This is a genomic window from Cohaesibacter gelatinilyticus, from assembly GCF_900215605.1.
Classification (GTDB): domain Bacteria; phylum Pseudomonadota; class Alphaproteobacteria; order Rhizobiales; family Cohaesibacteraceae; genus Cohaesibacter; species Cohaesibacter gelatinilyticus.
Window position 1 is genome coordinate 711,561 of record NZ_OBEL01000002.1, and the last position, 23,517, is coordinate 735,077.

Below are 23,517 nucleotides of genomic sequence, written 5' to 3' on the forward strand. Positions count from 1 at the left end.
CAGCCCCGTTCTGACCAGATCACAGTCCGCCATATCAGTGATCCGACCTCACTTCAAATCAAAGACCATTATGCAGGGGTCTTAATCAGGACTTGCCGTCATAAGACCCATCAAGGAAATCGCCAATAATGGAATGAAACAATTTCGGTTTTTCCAGATGAACAGCATGAGAAGCTTTGGGCACCACGCATAGATCCACACTTGGAATGCCCTGCCAGAGGCTTTCAACCTGTGGCCATCGGTAGGATCGATCGGAATCTCCCCAGATCACCAGCGTCGGCATAGTGAGAGTGCTCATCGCCTCTCGACCATCCCAACCCGCCATGGCATCCAATCCAAGAAGGGCGGCTTCGGGATTGGTCAAGCTTCCAATTTCCACCAGTTTGGCATAACCGGCTGCATTTTCACCATCCTTGAACCAGGTCGCAGCAATCCGCTCAATCGTCTTGGCGACACCATCTCGTTGCAACCGCTCCTTGGAAACGGTGATCGGCTCGAACCGGTCCGGCATCAAACCCACCGGCCCCGTCCCGTACAGGATCAGTTTATTGACCATCCCTGGCCGCAGAGCCGACATTTCCTGAGCGATCTGGCCACCCATGGAATGACCCAGCAGGATATAGTCCGTCACTTCCAGTTCATCCAGAAGCTCAAGGACAGCGACGGCCATTTCATGGATGGTGCCACATGCCGGAAGGTGAGCTGCCTCGCCGAAACCGGGAAGACTGGGGGCGATGACATCGAAATCCTTTTGGAAGGTTTCGATCTCATCGACCCACTGGGCTGCACCACCAAGATAGCCGTGAACCAGAACCAGAACCGGACCAGAACCGGCGCGAAGATAAGGCAATCTTGACATTAGCGCATCTGCTCCGGCAGCCACAGAGCCACATCTGGAGAAAGGATCAGAATGGAGATCAGCAGGATCATGGCCCCGATGAAGGGAAGACAGCCCATGATCACATCCCCAATTGTCACCTGATCGCGCCCTATCGCCTGTATGACATAGAGATTGAGCCCCACAGGCGGCGTCAGCACCGCAATTTCCATGGTAATTGTGTAGACCACTCCAAACCAGATCAGATCAAAGCCAGCCGCATGCATCAAAGGATAGATGGTCGGCAAGGTGATGAAAGTCATCGAAACCGGCTCAAGGAACATCCCAAGGATGATGTAGAAGACCAGAACGATGGCCAGAACCGTATAAGGCGACAGATCAAAGGACAGGAACAGCTCGGTGAATTGCTGTGGCACTCGGTAATAGGTCAGCACGAAACCGAACAGAACCCCTGCCGACAGAAGCAGACCCAGATATCCCATGGTACGCATGGTGGCAAAGATGGAATCCTTGAAACCCTGAAAGGTCAACCCGCCAACCCAGAAGGCCAGAATGACCGTCAGCAAGGCAGCAACAGCCGCAGCTTCAGTCGGAGTGGCAATACCGGCATAAATCGCAACGGTAATCACCAGACCGATCAGAACAACCGGACCAACCGTACTCAGGATCATAACCATCGGCATCTTGGATGCATCTTCACTGCTCGGAATATCCTGAGGTTTCAGCATGCCCCAGACCAGAACGACAATCACGAAGCTGGAGACAAGGATCAGACCGGGAATGACGCCTGCAATGAACAGATCACCAATGCTCTGGTCAGTCACAATGCCGTAGAAGAGCAGGATCAGACTTGGCGGGATCAGAACCGACAGCGTACCACCTGCAGCCAGAACACCACTGGACAGGCGCTTGCCATAACCAAGACGCAACATCTCGGGCAACGCCACGCCACCGATGGTCAAAGCGCCCACCATGGAGGATCCACACACCGCACCGAAGCCGGCACTGGCACCAATGGAGCCATAAGCCGCAGATCCCTTGATGCGAACGCCCTGATGCAGGAATTGATAGAGATTGGGTCCTATATTGGATTTGCCGATCAACTCGCCAAGAAAGACGAAAAGCGGCACGGCAAGCAGAATATAGTCAATCCAGACACCCCAGAGTTTCAGCTCGGAGGAGACAATGGAGGTTTCCCAACCTTGAATTTGCCACAGAAAAGGCAAAGATGCAGCCGCAAGGGCGAAGGGGATCGGCAGGCCAATGGTGATGAACAGCATCAACAGGCCGAGAAGGCCGAGGCCAACAACATACCATTCCATTAGAGATCTCCGGACGGTGCGGGTTTGCGGATCAACTGGATCAGACGCAAACCGACATAAAGTGAGAAAAGAACCAGCGCTGCTGCACCAGGCGCCCAGAACATGTAGCGCGGCCAATGCAGAATCTCGGAGGCAACACCGGAATTGAAAGACCGGATCGTAGCGCTTACGCCTGCATAGGCAAAAAAGCTGCCAACCCCGAACATGAGCAGGTGATTGATGATATCAAGCATGCGTCGAATGCCGGGACGCATCACTTCGGTGATCATGGTGACTTTGGGAAAGGCGTCTTCTCGCAGAGCGAAGGCAAGACCTGAAAAAGCAACGGGAAACAGCAAAAGCGCAGTCGCCTCTGTCACCATCCGGTCCGGTTTGCCCAATCCATAGCGCACGAATACCCCATAGGATATCCAGAGCATCTGAATCAGCACCACCACGGCACCGATCCCTGCGAACCAAACCACCACGCGCTCTATCTTGCGGATCAGGCGGTCAAATCCATCATCCATCTCGGACCTCACAATAAAAGAAATCGGGTCCGGTGGCCCAGCTGGACAAGGCCACCGGTGAAAGCCTCAGATCAGGGAGCATGGCTTTCAAGAATGGAGCGGAACTTGTCGGCCATATCCTGGCCACAAGCCTTGTTCACGGTCTCATCCCATTTTGGTTTGACACTGGCAATCAGGCTGGCACGCTGTTCATCCGAAACCGAGACAGCCGCTCCACCACCTTGCATCACGGCATTGCCGACCTGCTGGTCAACCCAGGCTTCATAGCGTGGCTGCAACCATTTTTCGGTCTCGGCAGCCGCCATGGTCAAAGCCTTTTGCTCGTCAGCGGTCAAGCTGTCGAACTTGTTCTTGTTCATCATGTATTGGATGTTGCCGTAAAACAGATTGGCATTGACCATGTAAGGCATCACCGTCCACAATTTCCAGGAACTGTAGGTCGCAACACCCATATTGATGCCATCGACAACCCCACGCTCAGCAGACTGGAACACCTCTTTTGGAGCAACAAAAACCGGCTCGCCACCCCATGTCTCGATCATCATGCTGACCAATGGTCCAATGGAGCGCACCAATTTGCCGTCCAGTTTGCCGATATTCTCGATTGGCTCTTCAAACCACCATTCCTGATCGTAGGAATAGTTTGAATTGAACAAAGGCACCAGCTCGACATTCGCCGCTTCATCCCTGATGAGATCCGCATAGGCCGCATCCAGACCAGTCTGATCCTTGAGACTGACTTCGGACGGATAGAGCGATGTAACCGCATAGCATGGCAGGCGATTATCCGCATTGATCCAGCTGATGTCTGACACCCCGCCCTGAACTGCATCAACACCTTCGGACCATCCATGAAGCGTTGCTGACGGGAACACTTCCACTTTCACGGAGCCACCAGTTTTCTCGGCAACGAGATCTGCAAAATGCGTAAAGCCCTCATATCGGATATCGGCTTCGTTCACATATGTACTCAAGCGCAAGGTCGTCTCGGCAGACGCAGCACCAGCTGACAGACCAGCGACCATGGCAGCGGCAAGTGCTGTCGTCGTTTTCATTTGGATTTTCATATATTCCTCCCAATTTATGCAAGCTCAACTGACGGCTCTCCTCCCCGTCAGGCCCAAGGCTTCCTTCAGTGTTGATTGGCGCATCGTGCCAAGGCAGCCTAGACCAAACGCTAGGCCCTGATAGGTGATTATTTCCAACTCAAATGTGTCATTAATTCATTCCGATATTGCATAGTTTTTATTTAACAATAAGATAAGAGAAAAATGGAGGGAAAAATTTGGACATTAATTGGCTTCAGGATTTCACCTGTCTGGCACGAACACTGAATTTTACCCGTGCTGCTGAAGAAAGAAACATCACCCAATCCGCCTTCAGTCGTCGCATCAAGTCCCTGGAAAACTGGCTGGGTGTTCCTCTGATGAAGCGCTCCAGCTATCCCGTGCAACTGTCCGAAGCCGGACAGCAATTCCTGCCGGTCGCACAGGAAACCATCGCCAATCTGACAGACATCCGCCAAACCTTGCGCGCAGAGGAATTGGGACACACGGCCTTTCAGCGCTTTGCTGTTCTACACACAATTTCAGTCAACTATCTCTCCCGCCGCATCGCCGAATTTGAAAACAGTATCCCGAACTTGCGCGTCAGAATCTATTCTGACAATCTCAGCACCTGCTGTCAGCTCTTGTCCGATGGCACATGCGACTTCCTGCTCTATTACCGGCACAAGGATGTGCAGCCAGTCTTCGAAGAAAGGCAGTTTGCCCGAAAGGATATTGGCACCGAAGAAATGATCCCGGTGGCACAAACCGGCGCAGTCCGTGCCCATGGTTGGGATCTTGATAGTCGCAGCCGAAATCTTATTCCCTATCTCGGCTATGACCCCAACAGCTTTCTGGGGTCCGTCGTCGATCAGACCATCGGTGGACGCAAGCTGCCTTTATCCTTGCGATATGTGGATGCCCTGACAGAAGCCATCAAGCGCCGCATGCTATCAGGCAGTGGTGTTGCCTGGTTACCGGAAAGCGTGGTGGCCGGGGAGCTCAAATCCGGTGAAGTCATGCAAATTGGCGGGAGGGACTTGCATGCAACGCTGACCCTGTCGCTTTTCTGCTCATTGGACCGGTTGGACAAGACAGGTCAACAAGTCTGGAATTCTCTGTAAGCCTGACTTCACAATCCGGAGCCAGGAGGAGCGGCAGCACCAATCAGATGGTCCCAGACGCGATCATGTCTACCGCTCTTCTGGCTGGACAATCGAATAAGCACAATATTCAACTCTTGTTGAGGCAATTCGGGAATGCGCTCCAGCATCCCTTTTTCCAGATGCTTTCGAACAAGAGTAAGCGGCAACCATGCCACACCAATGCCATCCAGCGCATATTCGCACGCCGCCAACGTCAATGCCGTCTCGGCTTTGGGCGATAACAAGATATCATCAGGCAGAACAGGCAGGACAAACCGGCTCACAATCTGTCCCAAAAAAACATCAGACGGATAGGCAATAAGCGGGATCTCTCCCTTGCCAAAACCAGCAATCAGATGTGGCGATGCAACCGGCACCAGAATGTCCTCACCCACAACTTGTGCATCGAAAGCCTGCGGCATCAGGGAATCAGCATCACCAGGACTTTCATAGGTAATGGCAAAATCCGCCTCCCCTGACAGCAACAGCATCAAACAATTATCCAGATTGCCAGACCGCACCCGCACCGAAAAGTCCAGAGAACTGGTCAGTTGCTTGACCACCCAAGGGGAAATGGTTGTGGTGATGGCATGCTGACAGGCAAAGGTCACATCATTCCCCCCTGCTTCCGCCGAGACCTTGAGGTCATGTTGCAAGCGGCGCAATCGTCCGCTCAACTCACGAAGCTCAGGCTCCAAAGCCCGCACACCGGGCAAGATGGTTACCGGTTTGCAGGAGCGATCGACCAAGGGAGAACCAATACGCCCCTCAATGGTACGTATTTTCCGCGTGAAGGCTGATTGCGTCAGAAATCTCTGCTCGGCAGCCCGTGTCAAAGATCCGGTTTCGATCACCGCAAGTATGTCATCTATCCAATCCAACTGCATGGCTTCAGCATAATGAAAATGCATGATTATGCAAGATGTGCAATTTAAGGCGCAAAATTCGCATTAGTATCAGCAATTCCCCACGGTTAAGATGCAAAAAAACCAAGTTAGGAGTTTTCCATGCATCTCGCTCGCTACCCTCGCCGTTTTATCGCGCATCTCCCCACCCCTCTGGAGCGTCTGGACCGTTTGACCAAAGAATTGGGCGGACCGGAAATCTGGATCAAGCGTGACGATTGCACCGGGTTGTCCACCGGTGGCAACAAGACCCGCAAACTGGAATTCCTCATGGCCGAGGCAGAATTGCAAGGCGCCGACATGGTCATGACCCAGGGTGCAACCCAATCCAACCACGCCCGCCAGACCGCAGCCTTTGCAGCAAAGCTGGGCATGGATTGTCATATCCTGCTGGAAGACAGAACCGGATCCAACAACGCAAACTATAACAACAACGGCAATGTTCTGCTCGATCACCTGCATGGCGCAACCACCGAAAAAAGAGCCGGTGGTCTGGACATGAATGCCGAAATGGAAGCAGTGGCTGACAAGTTCCGCGCAGATGGCAAAAAGGTCTACACCATCCCCGGCGGTGGCTCAAACCCGACCGGAGCGCTCGGCTATGTGAACTGTGCCTTTGAACTGGTCGGTCAGGCAAATGACCGGGGTCTGAAAATCGACCACCTCATCCATGCCACCGGCTCTGCAGGCACACAGGCAGGCCTGATCGTCGGCTTGAAAGCCATGAATGCCCAAATTCCGCTTCTTGGAATTGGCGTGCGTGCTCCAAAACCAAAACAGGAAGAGAATGTCTATAATCTGGCCTGCGCCACAGCAGACAAACTGGGTTGTTCTGGCATTGTGAACCGCGAGGACGTGGCCGCCAACACCGATTATGTCGGCGAAGGCTATGGCATTCCGACCGAAAGTGGCATCGAAGCCATTCAGATGTTTGCCGAACTGGAATCCATTTTGCTGGATCCGGTCTATTCCGCCAAGGGCGCAGCAGGCTTCATCGATCTGATCCGCAAGGGTCACTTCAAGAAAGACGAGCGTGTTGTCTTCCTGCATACCGGCGGGTCTGTTGCCCTGTTTGGCTATGACGCGGCGTTCGATCACACAAATCGATGGGTCGGATAAGACATAACTTGCATCAAACGCGCCTGACAGGCGCTCCCTATTGCCAATTCAGGAGCCATCAATGGTAACGGTGATCAAGTCCCATTGGGACAGCCACTTCGGTGGAATTCTTCTGGTGTGCGTGATCGCCGCCGCAGCGACCTTTCTGTCCGAGCATTATGGTGCGCCCGTCATGTTGTTTGCCCTGCTTATCGGCATGGCATTCCATTTCCTCAATGATGATCCCAAATTCGCAACCGGGCTGGAATTCTCATCCAAATCATTGCTGCGTTTCGGTGTCGGGCTTCTCGGCCTGAGATTGAGCATGGGGGACGTGGAAAGCGTTGGCCTAGGGGCCATCTCAGCTGTGGTCGGCTTTGTCATGGCAACCTTGGCCTTTGGTGCCCTTCTGGCTTTCCTGTTCGGTCGTCGACTGGCCTTCGGTCTTCTGGCCGGGGGCTCGGTCGCCATCTGCGGTGCATCAGCCGCCCTTGCCATCACTTCGGTTCTTCCGGCCAAGGATAACCGAGAGCAGGACACGCTCTTTGTGGTGATTGGTGTCACAGCATTATCCACCATTGCCATGATTGCCTATCCGGTTCTGTTTCAAATGCTGGGCTTGAGCGATCTGGAAAGCGGCTTTCTGATCGGTGCGACGATCCATGACGTGGCTCAGGTGGTGGGCGCTGGCTATTCCATCAGCGAAGAAGCTGGTGTTATCGCAACATTTGTCAAAATGGTTCGGGTCGCCCTGCTGCCCATCGTGATGATCGTCGTCATGGTCAGTTTTCGCGGTGCCCAGACACAAAAGATCACCCTGCCCTGGTTCCTGATCATGTTCATCGCGCTGGCTGTGCTGGTCAATACAGGCCTGGTGCCTCAGTTCATAACCGAAGCGATTGCCGTATTGTCGAGTTGGTGTCTTGTGATTGCCATCTCGGCACTGGGTGTCAAAACCAGTCTGGCAACAATCTTGCGCGTCAAACCCAGTTACGGCATCATTCTGGTTGCCGAAACCCTGTTCCTTCTTGCCATCGCCGTGGCCTTTGTCATGGGCTTTGGTTTCTAGCCAATCTTACTAAGAGAGTATTTCATATGGCCAAAATCGAACGCCACAAATGCGGTGACCGCATGAGCCAGATTGTTACATGCGGTGATCACGTCTATCTGGCCGGCCAGGTTGCAGCGCCAGGTGAAAGCGTCACCGTGCAAACCGAAGTCATCCTGCAACAGATCGAAAATCTTCTGGCCGAGGCAGGATCTGACAAGAACCATATTCTGCAAGCCATCATCTGGCTGGCCTCCATGGATGACTTTGCCGAGATGAATGCCGTCTGGGACAAATGGGTACCCAAGGGCCATGCCCCAACCCGTGCCTGCGGCGGCGTTCCTTTGGCCACTCCCGATTACAAGGTCGAGATCATTATCACTGCCTGCAAGAAATAAGCCGAGGTGGGCAAGAAAGCACGCGGCACATGTTCCCTGTGCCGCGTACCCAAACAGATTTGTTAGTCAGACACCTCATTCATGTAGTCATGATACAGAGCAGCTCAGGTCCACGGCCTAATGAATTGCAGTGGGATTGATGATCATTTGAACAGCCCCCTTCAGGCGCGACACCCCCAGAACAAACATGAATTCCTTCACACCATCCCGGACCAATTCCCGGGTTTCCATATTTTCCAGAATATAGATACCATTCTGCGGAATAAGAATTTGGTGAACCTTGAAAACCCCATCAGTGCCTTTCTCAAAAGGCACGGCTTCCAGCCCCCATGTATCCGCACCAACTGCAACAACCCCGATCTCGGCCAGATAATCTGCGCCGGAAATCCCAAGACCAGGCTCCACAGATACATATCGTTTGTGATCTTTTTGCTCGCCATCGAGCAAGTTCAACCAGCCGGAATGAAAGAGCACCGTATCACCCTCACGCAATTCCACACCTTGCGCTTTGGCAGCTGCCATGATGTCTTCCCTTGTATAGGCGGTCCCCTCCTTGACGATATCCTGACCATAGAATTTGGCCATATCAAGCACCACACCACGCGTTACCATTGGCGGCAACTTTTCAAGACCAAGTTTTGTCAGACCATCCGTTTTGGCAAAGTCGTTGTCCTTGAAGCCATTGTAATATGTATGCTTCACCCCAATATGACCTAATCCATCAATTTGAGGACCAATACCCAACCAGCCCATGAAGATATCATCATTATAGGTCATACCATTGCTGCCCAAACCCTGAGTTTGAATCTGGTTTGGTTGCAAAACGGTAACGCTGAGAGTGCGTGGAAAAAAAGCCGGTGTATCCTTACCGACAACAATGCCCAGATTATAAGTCTTGCCGGTTTTAATCAATTTGCTCGCCGCCAGAACACTTTGTGCTGTGATCCGGTTGGCAGCGCCAATTTCATCTTCCGGCCCCCAAGGGGATTGGGTCCAGTCACTGGCTTGAGAGGCAACCATCGTCAAACAAGACAAAGCTGCCGTTAAAAAAATCTGCTTCAACATAATTTCCTCCCGTAAAATGGCCCTCCCTTTTATTGGCTCGGTGGGCCATGCCCGAACCAATACTCCTTCCTCTTCTGAGTGATCAAAGTGACGCCTCATAGATCATGATGGCATCGTCATAACCCAGTTCACGCGGGTTATTGACGAGCAGGCGGGTCTGCTTCATTGCATCACTGGCCAACTTGGGAATATCACCTTGCCCAATCCCGACATGGCGTAAACCAGCCTCCAGTCCCAATTGGGAATTCAATTCTCCAAGGCGCTCTATGAAATCAGCAGTGACCGCCTGACTTGAGCGATTGATCTCGATATCAGGAAACACAAATGGCGCCAATTCAGCATATGCCTCAGCGCATTTCGAAGCATTGAAGCGCATCACCTCAACCAGGACCAAAGCGTTGGACAGGCCATGTGGCACATGAAACAGACTGCCGACCGGATAGGCCAACGCATGAACTGCAGCCACCGGAGAATTGGCAAAAGCCTGGCCCGCCATCATGGAACCCAGCAGCATTTCCTGACGGGCCTGTATGTTTTGCCCGTTAAACACCGCCTCACGAATATTGGCTCCCAACAAGCTCAAGGCTTGTTTAGCCAAAAGCCGCGATATGGGATTGTTATTGGCACTTTTGGAAATATAGGCCTCAATGGCATGCACCATGGCATCCACACCGGTTGCTGCCGTGATCGGACCCGGCAAGCCGAGCGTCAATTCAGCATCCAGCAGCGCAATGTCAGGCAGAATGACAGGTGACACCACGCCCTTCTTTTCTGCTGTTCCGGTAGTCAGAATGGACACCGCAGTGACTTCTGATCCGGTTCCGGCTGTCGTTGGCACCAGGACCAGAGGCAAACGGCAACCCGTGGCTTGATTGACGCCATAAATCTCATCAAGAGATTGATCCGAGACAGTCAGCAACGCCACCATCTTGGCCACATCCATCGAGCTGCCGCCTCCAAAACCAATAACGCAACCGCATTCATTATCCTTGGCGCTTTCAACTGCTTCAAGGACCGTAGTGGCCTTTGGATCCGGCTCGATCTGATCGAAAAGTACAACGCGAAACCCACTTTCTTCCAAAGAAACCAATGCAGAATTCGCCAAACCAAGCTTTACAATCCCCGGATCCGTGACAAACAATACGATCCGGTTCGATTGCGCCCATGCCATCTGAGCCATTATGGAACCAAGCCGGGCTGCTCCCCCATGAATTTGCTGAATGGAGGGAGCGGTATTGAAAATGAAATCTGTCATGATAATCCTCAGGCCGCTGAAGCCGAGCTGGCGGTCATCAGACTGATTTCGCCTCGCTCGATGGAATAAACCTGGTCCACCAGTTTTTCCGAATGGGTATAGTCGGACTCCGAAATCAGAACCGAAAGATTTTCGGCTTTCAGATCTGCAATCACTTCCATCAACCGTTGGGCAAGCGCCGGGGCCACGCCTTCAAAGGGTTCATCCAGCAACAGAAGATTGGAGCCAGCGACAAGGGCGCGCGCCAGCGCGACAAGCTTTTGCTGTCCACCGCTTAATGTAAGAGCCTTGCGGTCGGCAAAACGACCAATTTCCGGCATCAGATCATAGACCCATTTGACACGCCTGGTTTCCTTGTTCCCTGTCGCCCACAGAGACACCATGATGTTCTCTTCAACACTGAAATGCGGAACAAGACGGCGATCCTCGGGCAGATAGCCAATCCCCAACGCCGCCCGCTCGTGGGGCTTGGCATCATGCAGATCTACCCCGTCATATTGGATGGATCCCTGCTCAAGCGGCAAGGCCCCCATGATGGCCCGCATCAATGTAGTCTTGCCCGCACCGTTGCGTCCGATCAAACCGCAAGTCGCCCCGGTTCCGATTTCAAGGCTCACATCACGCAGGATAGGGACACGTTGAATGGAGAGATTGACCATATTCAAGCTCAACATGATGCCTGACCTCCTTGCTGCATTGAGGTTTCGCGATGAAATTCGCTGCCGATAACGAATTCGCGCACTTTTGGCTCTTTCAAGACATCATTCGTTGAACCATCCGCCAAGATGGTACCTTCATAGAAAGCCACACATCGCGGGGAGAATGTCTCGATGATTTCCATGTCATGTTCGATGAACAACACGGCGGTACGGCTGGATTTCAGGGCATCAATCAAGGTCTGCATGAAGTCCATTTTTTCATCGGCGCTGACACCGCTGGTCGGCTCATCCAGAAACAGCAGATCAGGATCAGCCACAGTTGCCATGGCGATATCGATCAGCTTGCGCACTCCTTGTGGCAAGGTGGAAATTTCCTGATCGGCATAAGCATCAATCTTGAATCGTGCGAGAAGATCCCTTGCCTGCTGTTTCAACTCGCAGGAAACAGCAGACTTGAACAGGGATATGCCCTGTTGTCTGGACAGGATCAAAGCGGTCATGATGTTATCGATAACCGCCAGTTCCGGGAAAAGCTGAGGGATCTGGAATGACCGGCAGATACCCATCTGCGTGATATCCCGGGTCGGTTTGCCGACAATATTCTTGCCGCGATAGAGAATTTCACCCGAGCTGGGTTCCAGATAACCCGTGACCATGTTCACGAAGGTTGTCTTGCCAGCCCCGTTCGATCCGATCACTCCAAGAATTTCACCTTCATTGATGGTGATATTGATATCCCGGGCCGCATAGACAGCCCCAAAGGTACGTTCCAGAAACCGGGTTTCCAAAATGGTTGTCATATCAGCCTCCCACAGATTGTGCGGCATCGCCGTCGGTGGATTTTTGCTTGTTGCCCATTTTCGAAACCAGAGACCACAGGCCCTTTGGCAGAAACAGAATGGTGAGCAACATCACCGTGCCCAGGATCATCTGCCAGGTATTGGGAGAAATCTCGACGGCATAGACACGAACGATTTCCAGAATGAATGTCCCGATCAGCGGAGCCGCAATATTGCCGATACCGGACAGGATGGCGACAAAGACGAATTGACCCGACGTGGTCCAGTTGGTCATTTCCGGGTCAACATGGCCCAGAGCAAGAGCCCAGAGCACACCCCCGATAGCCGAGACGGATGCGGCCAGCATATAGGTGATCTGCACCAACCTGTGTGCAGATGTGCCCAGATATTCCACGCGCAATTCATTCTCGCGGATCGCTTCATTGACATATCCCACCGGACTTTGCAGGAAACGATGCAAGGCCAGAGCACACGCGATGACAAGACAGCTGGTAATGATATAGAGAGACAAAAGCGCTGCTCGCCCCTCGGGCGCCCACCCCAGATAGGTCGGAGTTGGAAGATTGAACCCATCGGTACTACCAAGCTCCTCTGTACTGGAAAGCAATCCAAACAGGATCATCGACAAGGCGAGGCTGAGCATTGCATAGAAGATCTCACGATATCGTCGCATCAGAATGCCGAGGATTGAAGAGACCAAAACGGCTCCAACGAGGCCAAGGATCAACAGCAGGAAGAGATCGGTGATACCCCAGAATTTTGCAGCCATTCCGGCGGCATAACCGCCAATACAAAAATACAGTCCCTGCCCGAAGGAAACGAGACCCGCCCGCATCTGGATCATCACACCCAGAGCAACCAGACCGGTTCCCATGGAAACCTGCATATAATTGACGATCCATTTCGGAAGGATGAAGGCCAACCCGATCAGGATCGGCAGGGCAAGCAACAGCCCCAATTCTGTACGATCAAGTGACTTGGTCATATCTTCCTGCTTTCTGCCAGAGCAAACAGGCCATAAGGTTTGACGGCCAGCACCACCGCCATGACGAGATAGATGGAGAAAAGTTCGGCAGGAGGATAGAGATGCACGGATGCGGCGCGCGCAAATCCGACAATCAGAGCGCCAAGCATTGCGCCGCCAATGGAGCCCATACCACCAATCACGATGACGGCAAACGCCATGACAATGATCTCGGCCCCAATGCCCGGCACCACGGAGACTTCCGGCGCCGTCAAAGCTCCACCAAGAGCTCCCAGTGTTGCACCAATCAAGAAGGTGATCGTGAAGAACAAGGTGACATTGATGCCAAGCGCCGCACTGATCTCCCGATCCTCAATCACAACCAGAAGCAACTTGCCCACCCGGGTATGATTCAGCCCCCAATAGAGCAACAGCCCACAGGCAATCGCAACGCCAATGATCAGGAATTTGTAAACGGTATAAGGCAGTCCGAAGACATCAATGGATCCAAGCCAATACGCTGGCTGATAAGCCACGTAGCTGTCCGTCCCCCAGATCAGCTTGGTGACATCTTCCAAAATCAGGAAAATCGCATAGGTCACCAGCACCATCAGAACCTCGTCCCGACCATAAAGAAAACGCAAGATACCGCGTTCCACGACCAATCCCGCCACCACCCCGGCAATCAGGGCAGCCAACGGAATGATCAGATAAGTCAGGGCCATGGTATTGCCGGTCTGCGTATACAAACCGATGGCCCAGGCCGAGGAATAGGCACCCAATGCATAAAACCCGCCATGGGCGATATTGAGGATGCGCATGACACCATAGATCAGGGTCAGGCCTACCGATGAGAGAAACAGCCATGCGGCAAAACCCAGACCGTCTACAGCAATAGCGACTGCGGTCAGCATTCTTCACTCCAGATTTGAGAGATTGCTTGTCCCCATCCCGGTTGAAATGGAGAGTGTCGAGGCGGCGCAATATCCTTGACATGGCTTGCATACCTGCCTCGATCATTTTGATAAGGAAGATGCCGCAGCCCCACCGTGCAACGACACCTTCCCCTCTTGGGAGACTAGGCTCACTAGAGCCTAGTCACACCGGGCGCCTTTGAAGCCACCCTTGATCCAATCGATTGATTTGGCACCGGCAGGTGGATTGACGCAGGCAGCCTTGAAGCGGACCACATCGACCAATGTCGCCTTGCCGCTGTCCTTGTCATATTCATAGGTGCCATAGGCGGTATCCTGAATAGCCTGATGGCCATTGGCCAGGGCCATGGAAACCTTGCCGCTTGGACCTTCCCATTCCAGACCTTTCAAAGCAGAAATTATGGCGTCCTGATCAGCACTTCCAGCTTTGTCAGCAGCGGCCTTAACACCCAACAAGGCTTGCGCCATCTTGTAGGATGGATAGGTTGGCAGGGTACCAAACCGATCAAAATAGGCCTTGCGGAACCAATCATTCAGCTCTGACTTGGGAGCCAGATCACCATGAGGCCCCCGTGCCCCGATGACGGTACCGTCCGGCATCTGGGCACCGAGACGATGCATGGCCGTCTCGCCAGTGGTCAACACGACCTTGGATCGATCAAACACACCCCGTGCTCCACCCTGAATGATGAAGGCCTCCATATCGCCACCCCAGAAGCTAGAATGAACCACATCCGGCTTGGAAGTCAGCAACGCGGAGATTTCCGAACCATATTGACCGGCATAGATTTTGGGGAACTGCTTGGTGACAACTTCTGCCGAGCCATCCAGTTGCTCGGCAGATGCCGAGAAATCCCGCCAGGAATCCTGACCCCAGGCATAATTCTGATTGATCCCGGCAATTTTACCGCTCTTGGCACCAATCTTGGCCAGATAACGGGCTGCCGCCACATTATCCATGGTGGCATGAGCACCAGTGCGGAAAGTATATTTTGGATCTGTGACAATATCCTCGAAAATCTGTGGGGTACCACAGTCGAACAGGATCGTGAGCTTTTTGGCCTTTTCAGCTTCTGGTGCAATGGCCTTGCAGCTGCCGGAAGAAATGTAACCGACAACCATGTCAACATCGTCTTTTTCAACCAGCTTCAGATAATCGGCATTCTTCTGCTTCGAATTCTCATCAACAAAAATCGGCTCGATGGACGCCCCGCCAATCCCGTTTGAGGCATAAGGCGCAGGCACCAACCCAGCATTGATCGCCTGGATCATCAACTCGGCCGCATTTCTCGCAGGCACGCCAAATGGCCCCGCAGCACCACCGGACAGGAAAGTCACAAATCCGATTTTGACAGACTTGTCCTGCGCATATGCATCTGCCGAGACACCCGCTCCGACCACAATGGCAAGGCTGGCAACGGCAATCATTGATGAAGTTGTTTTGAGAATGGCGCCAAACGGCTTTGCCAAGCGTGACGATATAGCCATGAATTTCCTCCAAATTCTATCCTGTCAGGAGATAGAAATCCGCACAGCTATTGTCTCCGTCTCTTGCAAGCCGGTGCTTTCTCAGTGCGAAATCCTCCCTGCGCTCCGTGGAACGCATTCCCATTACGTGGGGGATTTCGATCAATCTCAATTTGGACAGGAAAGGTTTCTGAGCGCCTTCCGCTCAAATGGCTCCAAATGCGAGCGGCAAGCGCTCGAAGTCCGATTTTCTGCAATTCATGGAGAGTTCGATCCATCTCCATCAAGGCGTGGCCATGCTTTGGGTGGGTAATAAATGGACCATTCCCCAAGTTGACTCGTTGCCGGTGGGAAGTTGTTATTGAACATGGTTCTGCCAATCGCCTGAACCTGCATCATCTGATGGCTGTCAGGATCCATATAGGATTGGAAGCCCTCCGGGTCCTCCGGCAAATTCAACTTCAATCCTTCCAGGGCTACCCGGATTGCTTCTTTATCAGCAACGCCACCCGCCTGATGCACTGCTTGGGCGATGGCAAGAATACCAGTGTAAGCGCCTTGTGCCGCATAGCTTGGATAGCGTCCTGCTTTCTCGCGAAAGGCCTCAACAAATTCACGGTTGCGTTTGGTAGGAGGCCAGTTGAGATGATGACGCGCGGACAGAACCATGCCCAATGGCATGTCATTGCCAAGCTCGGCCAGGATTTCATAATTGCCACCAGCATCAAAATTCATGATCTGGGTTTGATTGAACAACCCAAGCTGATTGGCCTGTTTGACAAAGGTCACCAGATCAAGCCCCCAATGACCGCTGACCACAATATCAATATCCGAGCGAGACAATTGCTGGATATAGGTGATGAAGTCGGTCTCGAACAATTTGGACCAATATTCCCCCCGAATATCCAGTTCCATATTCATGGAGCTGAGAAAGGCCCTCAGATCTTCCCATGCCTGATATCCATAATCATAATCCGGTCCGATGAACGCGATCTTCAACGGTTTGTTTTGATGTTCGTATTTCTGTTTGATATATTTGGCCCCGGCCAGCATCGAAAGGCGGGTGCCATTATTGACGCGAAAATAAAACGGATGCAGCGCCTCGCTGATCAGGCTCGGCGAAGCATGATCCGTACCAATGAAAAAAGTCTCGCTTTCACGGGCGCGCTCGGACACAGCCCGAGCTATATTGGAACTGACCACACCGCAAAGAAAAGCAACCTTGTCTTCTTCGATGAACTTGCGCGCAATCTGAATGGAGCGAAGTGTTTTGGAGCGCGTATCCTCTATGCTGACATCCAGCACTGGATAGGCTTTATCGGTGGAAGAGCGAAGGAAATCCTGCGCCATTTCAATCGCAATTGCACTGTCACGGCCATAAAGTCCGCCAGGTCCGGTCAAAGGATAGAGACACCCGACCTTGACCACCGAAGCAGGTCGGGTTTCGGCTTGCGCCAGAGAGGCATCATGGAAAACACATGTCAGGACCAAAATCCAGCCCGCAAACAAATTTCGCCTTATTGATGATCCCATCATGAAAGCCCCAATCGTTGCATGCGCCGCTTCAGGGCATGTCGAGAAATACCCAGTCGTTCTGCCGCCAGTCCTTTCTTGCCCCGACATTTCACCAAAGCATCCTGTATCATGTTACGCTCTACATTATCCATGGAATCCTCGATTGAGAGCGGCACTTTTGGCTCGACATTGCGGATCTCGGACGGCAGCTGATCAATGGAAATGACCTGCCCCGGATGCAGAATGGTCAGCCTCTCGATCAGATTTTTCAACTCACGCACATTGCCCGGCCAGCGATAGGAGGCAAAGAAGCTGCGCGTGGATTTGTCAAATCCGATTGGCGGCGTTGCAACCTCATCTGCAAAGCGACGAGCAAAATGCAGGGCCAGCAACTCGATATCCAGCTCCCGCTCGCGCAAGGGAGGAATTTGGATAGGCATGACATTGAGGCGGAAAAACAGATCCTGTCGAAAGCATCCCTCTTCCACCGCCTCTTCCAGATTGCGGTTCGTTGCCGCAATGATCCGGACATCGGACTTATGATCGCGCATCATCCCAACCGGGCGATAAGCGCGGGTCTCGATGAAAGTGAGCAATTTGGCCTGAATGGCCAAGGGCATCTCACCGATCTCATCCAGAAACAAAGTACCGCCATTGGCGATTTCCACCAGACCCCGGCGCTTGGAAACAAGCCCCGGCAAAGCACCACGCTCGGCACCAAACAACTCGGCTTCAATCTGGTTCTCGGGCAAGGTCGCACAATTGATTTCCACGAAGGGCACTTCCTTGCCGCTCCCCCGCATATGCAATTCACGCGCAACCACCGCCTTGCCCACACCGGTTTCCCCGGACAACAGCAATGTCTTGGCATTGCCCTCAGACAAGCGGTCAATCTGTTCACGCAAATTCTGGATCAGCGGGCTATTGCCAATGAAGGTGGCATCATTGCTATAGCGTTCCCGCAGATATTGTATCTCTGCCACCAGTTGGCGGCGAGCATTCGTCTCTTCCAGAAGCAGGATCAACTCGTCCACGTCGAATGGTTTGGAGAGATAATCAACCGCTCCCATCTTGATGGCCGTCACCGCGTCCTTGGTATCATCAAAGGCTGACATCATGATGACAGACACATCCGGCATTTCCGCTTGAAACCATTCGAGCACTTCAAGACCGCCCATTCCTGGCATACGAATGTCCAATAGAACAATATCCGGTTGCTCGCGCTTGGCCTGGCTGCAGCCGATATGACCATTGTGGGCCTCGGAACATTCCATACCAGCCTGCCGCAAGGTGAAGGCCAGGGATTGCGCCAATTTGATCTCGTCATCGATAATCAGAACACGGGTCGCAGTCATTGCTCCAACTCCCGACTGCCATGTGGCACATCAACCAACAGGTCCTTCGACCCACCAAGCGGAAAGGAAAGAATGAAGGTGGTGCCAACATCTTTCTCGCTCTCAATGGTCATGCTGCCTTGATTGGTCTCGACCAACTGACTGGTGATGGACAGACCAAGCCCCGTGCCTTCGGTCTTGGTGGTAAAAAAGGGCCGCAATATTCTTGCCTTGGTATACTCATCCAGCCCGATACCAGTGTCAGAAACAATAATCGTTGCCTGGTCTTGCTCGCGAAAGGCCTGCAAGGTCAACAACCCGCCCTCTGGCATCGCCTGTATGGCATTCAAAGACAGATTGAGCAGGATCTGTTTCAGATGAGCGGGATCAATTCTGATTTCCAGAGTGGAATCTCCCGATAGATTGACCGTGATGCCATTTCTATGAGCTGTGGAGGCCACAAGGGTTCGAATGCTGCGAAACACATCACGGATCAGAACTCGTTCCAGCACTGGATCACTGGGTTTGGCATAATTCAGAAATTCTCCAATTGTCTTGTCGACACGGGTGATCTCCGACGAGATGACCGCATACATCTGTTGTCGATCCGGAGCGGTCTCTCCTCTGTTCAAGCCATGAACTGTTGTGGCAATTGTCGTCAAGGGATTGCGTATTTCATGGGCGATCCCCGCCGCCATATTGCCAAGAGCTGCACGCCGCTCCACATCCACCCGCGACTTGATCAAGCTCTCCAATTGTTCTCGCATGCGATTATAGGACCGCGCCAACATTCCCAGCTCTCCCGGCGCATCCTCAGGAACCGAAACACCAAAATTACCGTTGGCCACCGCCTTGGCACCTTCATTGAGTGGCCAGAGATAACCGGATAGCCGTGACGACATCTTGAAGAACAGCCAAACAAGCACCAGAATGGACACCAATGCCGCAAAAAGGAGGAAATAGCGGATTTGTGTTCTTGGCTCTTGCAGATTCCCAGTCCCCTCAACCAGCTGGATACGCCATCCGGGAAAGAATTGTCGCGATCTGGCCAAGACCTGTTGTGCGGCGGCTTTTGTTCCCACAGGGGTCAGTCTGATCCGGTCAAAGACAATGATCTGGGGGTCATAGACATCAGGCTCCACCAGCGAGGCCACCTGCTCTGTTAGAGAGGCCAGTCTTGTCCGCAGGGTAACGAGACCAATTTTCTGATGGTTCCTGATCACGGCCATACGAATGAGAAAATAGCCTGGTCGACCATTTTGTGGCAACACGGGACCCAGAACCTCCACATCACCATGCTGCACATAGGGGAGCTGGGTATAATTCAATGGGCGGGGACGAGCACGCAACGCCGGCACCGTCTGCAAGATCTCGCCATTGAGATCTGTCAACTCGATAGCATAGATATCCGGGCTCTCGGCTTCCAACAAAAGAATATCATGCAAGAGATTGGAGAGTCCCGGTTCTGGACCTCTGGTAAAAAAATCGCTGGTGTCAGGCAGATCAATGATATTTTCCAACCGATTGACCTGCACCGCCATGAAATGGCTCATTTTGGCGGCAACCGCCTCAAGATTGGCATCAATCCGATTGGTGATCAGGCTATTGAGCAACGTGGCACTATATCGGTCATACAGCACAGCAATGGTGATCAACGGGATCAGGGCAGCGATCAAGGCAGCAAGCAGATATCGCCGCACAAGATTCAACTTGCCCAACTCAATGGAAATCATCGGTTAATCGTCCTCCCATCCAGACAATAGCATCCCGAGCTTTGAGCGAAAATCGCTCACACTCCACATTTTGAGCGCTTTCCGCTCATCTGCATCAATTTCAGAGCCATCTCACTCTCAAACAGGATGATCAAAAAGCTCGCATGATTGAATGCTGTCCAGGATAATCAGGATGGCAAGAGCCAAGTCCAATCCGTCGCAGAATGTGCACGCATTTGCTGCGTCAGCCATCGCTCTGATTAAGCTCAAAGAAGCGGTTCACAGCTTCTACTCTGTTACGGGCACTCAGTTTTTTATAGGCATTCTTGCTATATTCAGCGACCGTATTGGGCGAGATATTGCAGGCAATTGCGCATTCCTTGGTGCTGAGGCCCTGACTGAACAGATAAATGACCTCGCGCTCGCGAGGACTGAGCTGCACATCATCCGAGATTTGCGGGGCCACCAAAAGCGAGCGAAAATCAGCCTTTCCATTGGCACTCCCGTTCACCGGACCATGGCAGATCTCCTCGATCCGGCGATGGGCGATCAGACATAAAAAGCGCAGAGGCTCCAACTGATCCTCAATCTTTGCCAGAAAGTCATCCCGCTTCAGCCTTGTACCCAGATTGAAGCCGCCATAGCGCTCCGAACCGCTCAGCCGCATGGGCAATGCGACACCTGAAATGAAGCCGGTCACCACGCTGGCCTGACGGATGAACTCCAGCTCTTCCTCTGTTAGAGCCTCATAGCCTTGAGCAAATTCGATGCCGGTGAAAATCGGCTCATAGGAATTGCAGCAATGCTCGAAAAACGGATCATCCTTCACCTGGATCAGGTCATAGATCTGAGGAATATTCGAGCGCATGAGGGCCTCTTCGCCATCTGCGCCAATGGTCAGATAGATCGCATAGTCAAAGCCCAGATCGGACAAGGCTTTGAGCAACACAGCCCATAGCTCTTCCACGCTCTCCTGTTGCTCCAGCCGCGCAACCTCTTCCCAAATTTTCATGCATAGCTCCCTCGATTTGGGGGGATGGACAATGACGCGCCTCTTTTTCATATCATTGTCGATCCAAGGAGTCATAAATTGAATATTTTTAAAATATCAAATCTGTTTAAGACCATAGTTCCGCTGACCTTTCTCTGTGGACCAGCCTTTGCCAATGACGCCACCATGTTCGTGTTCGATGCATCCGGGTCCATGTGGGGGCAGATCGAAGGACGCAGCAAGATTGAAACCGCCCGCACGGCATTCAGGGAAATTGGCCAGAATTGGCAAGGCAAGCAAACCGGCCTCATTGCCTATGGCCATCGCAGAAAAGGCGATTGCCGCGACATCGAAACCATCGTGCCTTTGTCAAAGGATGGATATGGCGCGGTGGCAGGGGCCATTGCATCGCTGACCCCCAAGGGTAAAACACCCCTGTCGGCAGCTGTCCGTCAGGCAGCGGAACATTTGAAATTTGAAGAAAATGCCGCGACTGTAATCCTATTCTCCGATGGCATTGAGACTTGCGACGCAGACCCTTGCGCCCTTGCCAGCCAATTGGACACTCTGGGCATCGACTTCACCGCTCACGTAATTGGCTTTGGCATCGCCAGCAAGGACGACAAAGCAAAATTGCAATGCATCGCCAACAATACCGGCGGCACCTATCGCGATGCATCGGACGCCGGGTCACTGAAAGACGCCTTGAACAATCTGGCAAAGGAACAAGCACCCAAAACAGAAGAGGAAGCGACAGGCAGCACCCAACTGACGCTGACACTCGCCCTTGGTGAGGGAACAGTCCGCCCCGATGAGGTCAGCTTTCGCGCCATAAATCAGAGGACCGGCAAGAAACAACTCCTTGGCAAATTGCAGGGTGCGGATCAGATCCTCACCGGCTTGTCAGCCAAACTGGCGCATGGTCACTATCAGATTGAAGCCATCAGTCCTGAAGGCAAGGGAAGTGTGGATGCACAGATCAATGGCAAGAGCAAAGAACTTGCCGTCCCATTCACCGCAGGTGCCGCCAGCTTTTCCCTGCTTGATCAAGGCCCCTATCAGCTTGGTATCGAGCATTCCTTCTTTCTGCATGCCGAAGGAGCGTTGCAATCCAATGCGGAATATTCGGTCCAACTGATGGATCCGGCAAACAAGACACGCATCGATCAGGAATATCGTTTTGGCTCGGACGGAGCTGGCCTTTCCTGGCATACCTTTGCCTCTCCCGCCAAAGCCGGTACTTATGAAGTTCAGGTCATACAGGACGGGAAAATCCTGTCCCGTTCACCTGTCGCCTATGTGGCAGATCACACCCCCACCTGGACTGGCGATCTGGACGGAGCACCCGGCGGCAAACTGAAAGCTGGCATCACCGGCAATCTCTATTATTCCAATCAACTGGTCCTGCGCCAAAACGGCCAGGAGATCCAGAGCACAAGCCTCGAAAATCTGATCACTCCGCAAGGTCTGTTCCTGACTTTACCCGCACAATCCGGGACTTATGATCTATCCTATATCCATACTGATGCAGCAGATAACAGGGTCGAGACAAACCTGACCACCCTTCGCGTCGGCGATGTGACCTTGCCAGATGATCCGGACAGCGTCGCTGCACCAACTGACCAGAGCAATATCAGCGATAAGGATCGGCAGGTCTTTGAGGTAAAGAACACACCATCCACCGCAGACCCGGCAACCTTGCGCAAGGTGACACAAGACCAGATGAGCCATTATTGTGCCGATCAGGATCTCTGCCTCATCGATATTCCACGCCTTGGTGCCAGCAAAATTCCGCTCCTGCGCGGTTTCGGCCTGAATGGCGCAAGTGACGATGGCCGTGGCCGTCCCACTTTCACAGTGTTCAATGTCGAGAATGGTGAATGGCTGATCCATAACCCTACCTTCATGCAACAGCTGACCGATTGCATTGGCTATGGTCCATCGGGTGAGCGCGACCCGGACCATGGCCCGACGGTCGACAGCATGTGCATTTTGCGCGATTCCAATGGCCGCTCCGTCTATCAGTTTGAATTGCTGGAGGAATGGACATCCAACCGCCTTGCAGCAAGCAATGCAGCGATGGAGAAAAAGGCCAAGGCGTCCGGCCATCTGGATGCCGATGGCCATGGCCCCGATATGGCAGATCTCTCTCAGAGCCTGTTTGGTGATTGGACCCTGACCACTCTGGATCAGAGCAAGCCTTTGGGTATGATCCGCTTTGAACCGACACAGAACAATGCTGAGACAACCGGCATGATCTCCTTGCAAAATCAGGCGCTGATCAGGATGCCACCGGTCGACATTGCCTTGCCCAAAATCACCCTTCAACGCGACGGAGCGGAAGGGGACGTCTATTCCATTCAGTTCGAGGGGGGCGAAGGCGCTCAAAAAACCAATGTTTTGCTAAACAGACCCGGTGACTGGGACGGTCAAGCTCGGGAATATGTCGGTGTTCTGGTGACCAATGGATATAAGGCACAATTCAAGGTGCGCGCCTTCAAACAATAGGAG

21 protein-coding genes are annotated in these 23,517 nt (G+C 52.8%); 5 read left to right on the plus strand and 16 right to left on the minus strand.

What is annotated here, in order from left to right; genetic code table 11:
* Positions 1-85: 85 nt before the first annotated feature.
* The 4 genes from CRO57_RS13590 to dctP all read right to left on the minus strand — a co-directional run bounded on the left by CRO57_RS13590 (position 86) and on the right by dctP (position 3,736).
* The gene (locus CRO57_RS13590) at positions 86-859 is read right to left on the minus strand and encodes an alpha/beta fold hydrolase (RefSeq protein WP_097153971.1); all 774 of its coding nucleotides are present in this window, start codon (positions 857-859) and stop codon (positions 86-88) included.
* Positions 859-2,160 carry a TRAP transporter large permease gene (locus tag CRO57_RS13595; RefSeq protein WP_097153972.1) on the minus strand — a complete coding sequence of 434 codons (1,302 nt, stop codon included), beginning with the start codon at positions 2,158-2,160 and terminating at the stop codon, positions 859-861. Before CRO57_RS13595 ends, CRO57_RS13590 begins: the two co-directional genes overlap by 1 nt.
* Entirely contained in the window at positions 2,160-2,669 is a 510-nt protein-coding gene (locus tag CRO57_RS13600) for a TRAP transporter small permease (protein ID WP_097153973.1), read from the minus strand. The genes CRO57_RS13595 and CRO57_RS13600 overlap by 1 nt, the downstream gene beginning before the upstream one ends.
* Before the next feature lie 71 nt (positions 2,670-2,740).
* Positions 2,741-3,736, minus strand: coding sequence for a TRAP transporter substrate-binding protein DctP (gene dctP / locus CRO57_RS13605; RefSeq protein ID WP_097153974.1), 996 nt, complete (start codon positions 3,734-3,736; stop codon positions 2,741-2,743).
* A 218-nt stretch (positions 3,737-3,954) separates the two neighbouring features.
* Between dctP and CRO57_RS13610 the strand changes: the two genes are divergently transcribed.
* Positions 3,955-4,839, plus strand: coding sequence for a LysR family transcriptional regulator (locus CRO57_RS13610; RefSeq protein WP_097153975.1), 885 nt, complete (start codon positions 3,955-3,957; stop codon positions 4,837-4,839).
* Between the two features lie 8 nt (positions 4,840-4,847).
* On the opposite strand, the gene CRO57_RS13615 is transcribed toward CRO57_RS13610, so the two are convergent.
* Entirely contained in the window at positions 4,848-5,771 is a 924-nt protein-coding gene (locus CRO57_RS13615; protein WP_210200867.1) for a LysR family transcriptional regulator, read from the minus strand.
* A 96-nt stretch (positions 5,772-5,867) separates the two neighbouring features.
* On the opposite strand from CRO57_RS13615, the gene cuyA reads away from it, so the two are divergent.
* The 3 genes from cuyA (at position 5,868) to CRO57_RS13630 (ending at position 8,309) form a co-directional block, all read left to right on the plus strand.
* Positions 5,868-6,884, plus strand: coding sequence for a D-cysteate sulfo-lyase (gene cuyA / locus CRO57_RS13620; RefSeq protein ID WP_097153976.1), 1,017 nt, complete (start codon positions 5,868-5,870; stop codon positions 6,882-6,884).
* Between the two features lie 61 nt (positions 6,885-6,945).
* Complete coding sequence (locus tag CRO57_RS13625; protein ID WP_097153977.1) at positions 6,946-7,932, plus strand: YeiH family protein; 987 nt, start codon at positions 6,946-6,948, stop codon at positions 7,930-7,932.
* Positions 7,933-7,958: 26 nt separating this feature from the next.
* A complete protein-coding gene (locus CRO57_RS13630; protein WP_097153978.1) occupies positions 7,959-8,309 on the plus strand; it encodes a RidA family protein in 351 nt (116 codons plus the stop codon).
* A 117-nt stretch (positions 8,310-8,426) separates the two neighbouring features.
* On the opposite strand, the gene CRO57_RS13635 is transcribed toward CRO57_RS13630, so the two are convergent.
* The 11 genes from CRO57_RS13635 to CRO57_RS13685 form a co-directional block, all read right to left on the minus strand.
* Entirely contained in the window at positions 8,427-9,374 is a 948-nt protein-coding gene (locus CRO57_RS13635) for a cyclase family protein (RefSeq protein ID WP_097153979.1), read from the minus strand.
* An 82-nt stretch (positions 9,375-9,456) separates the two neighbouring features.
* Complete coding sequence (locus CRO57_RS13640) at positions 9,457-10,629, minus strand: iron-containing alcohol dehydrogenase (RefSeq protein ID WP_097153980.1); 1,173 nt, start codon at positions 10,627-10,629, stop codon at positions 9,457-9,459.
* Positions 10,630-10,637: 8 nt separating this feature from the next.
* Positions 10,638-11,303: an ABC transporter ATP-binding protein gene (locus CRO57_RS13645; protein ID WP_097153981.1), complete on the minus strand. Its 666-nt coding sequence runs from the start codon at positions 11,301-11,303 to the stop codon at positions 10,638-10,640.
* Complete coding sequence (locus CRO57_RS13650) at positions 11,297-12,088, minus strand: ABC transporter ATP-binding protein (RefSeq protein WP_097153982.1); 792 nt, start codon at positions 12,086-12,088, stop codon at positions 11,297-11,299. Before CRO57_RS13650 ends, CRO57_RS13645 begins: the two co-directional genes overlap by 7 nt.
* 1 nt (position 12,089) lies before the next feature.
* A complete protein-coding gene (locus CRO57_RS13655; RefSeq protein ID WP_097153983.1) occupies positions 12,090-13,073 on the minus strand; it encodes a branched-chain amino acid ABC transporter permease in 984 nt (327 codons plus the stop codon).
* The gene (locus CRO57_RS13660; RefSeq protein WP_097153984.1) at positions 13,070-13,966 is read right to left on the minus strand and encodes a branched-chain amino acid ABC transporter permease; all 897 of its coding nucleotides are present in this window, start codon (positions 13,964-13,966) and stop codon (positions 13,070-13,072) included. Before CRO57_RS13660 ends, CRO57_RS13655 begins: the two co-directional genes overlap by 4 nt.
* Positions 13,967-14,146: 180 nt before the next feature.
* Positions 14,147-15,475, minus strand: coding sequence for an ABC transporter substrate-binding protein (locus tag CRO57_RS13665; RefSeq protein WP_210200868.1), 1,329 nt, complete (start codon positions 15,473-15,475; stop codon positions 14,147-14,149).
* Positions 15,476-15,712: 237 nt separating this feature from the next.
* Complete coding sequence (locus tag CRO57_RS13670; RefSeq protein WP_170956097.1) at positions 15,713-16,990, minus strand: ABC transporter substrate-binding protein; 1,278 nt, start codon at positions 16,988-16,990, stop codon at positions 15,713-15,715.
* The gene (locus CRO57_RS13675; protein WP_097153986.1) at positions 16,987-18,324 is read right to left on the minus strand and encodes a sigma-54-dependent transcriptional regulator; all 1,338 of its coding nucleotides are present in this window, start codon (positions 18,322-18,324) and stop codon (positions 16,987-16,989) included. Before CRO57_RS13675 ends, CRO57_RS13670 begins: the two co-directional genes overlap by 4 nt.
* A complete protein-coding gene (locus CRO57_RS13680; protein ID WP_097153987.1) occupies positions 18,321-20,036 on the minus strand; it encodes a sensor histidine kinase in 1,716 nt (571 codons plus the stop codon). Before CRO57_RS13680 ends, CRO57_RS13675 begins: the two co-directional genes overlap by 4 nt.
* A 223-nt stretch (positions 20,037-20,259) precedes the next feature.
* Positions 20,260-21,027, minus strand: a complete 768-nt coding sequence (locus tag CRO57_RS13685) for a helix-turn-helix transcriptional regulator (RefSeq protein ID WP_097153988.1) — start codon at positions 21,025-21,027, stop codon at positions 20,260-20,262.
* Between the two features lie 78 nt (positions 21,028-21,105).
* Between CRO57_RS13685 and CRO57_RS13690 the strand changes: the two genes are divergently transcribed.
* A complete protein-coding gene (locus CRO57_RS13690) occupies positions 21,106-23,514 on the plus strand; it encodes a vWA domain-containing protein (RefSeq protein WP_170956098.1) in 2,409 nt (802 codons plus the stop codon).
* The last annotated feature ends 3 nt before the right edge of the window (positions 23,515-23,517 follow it).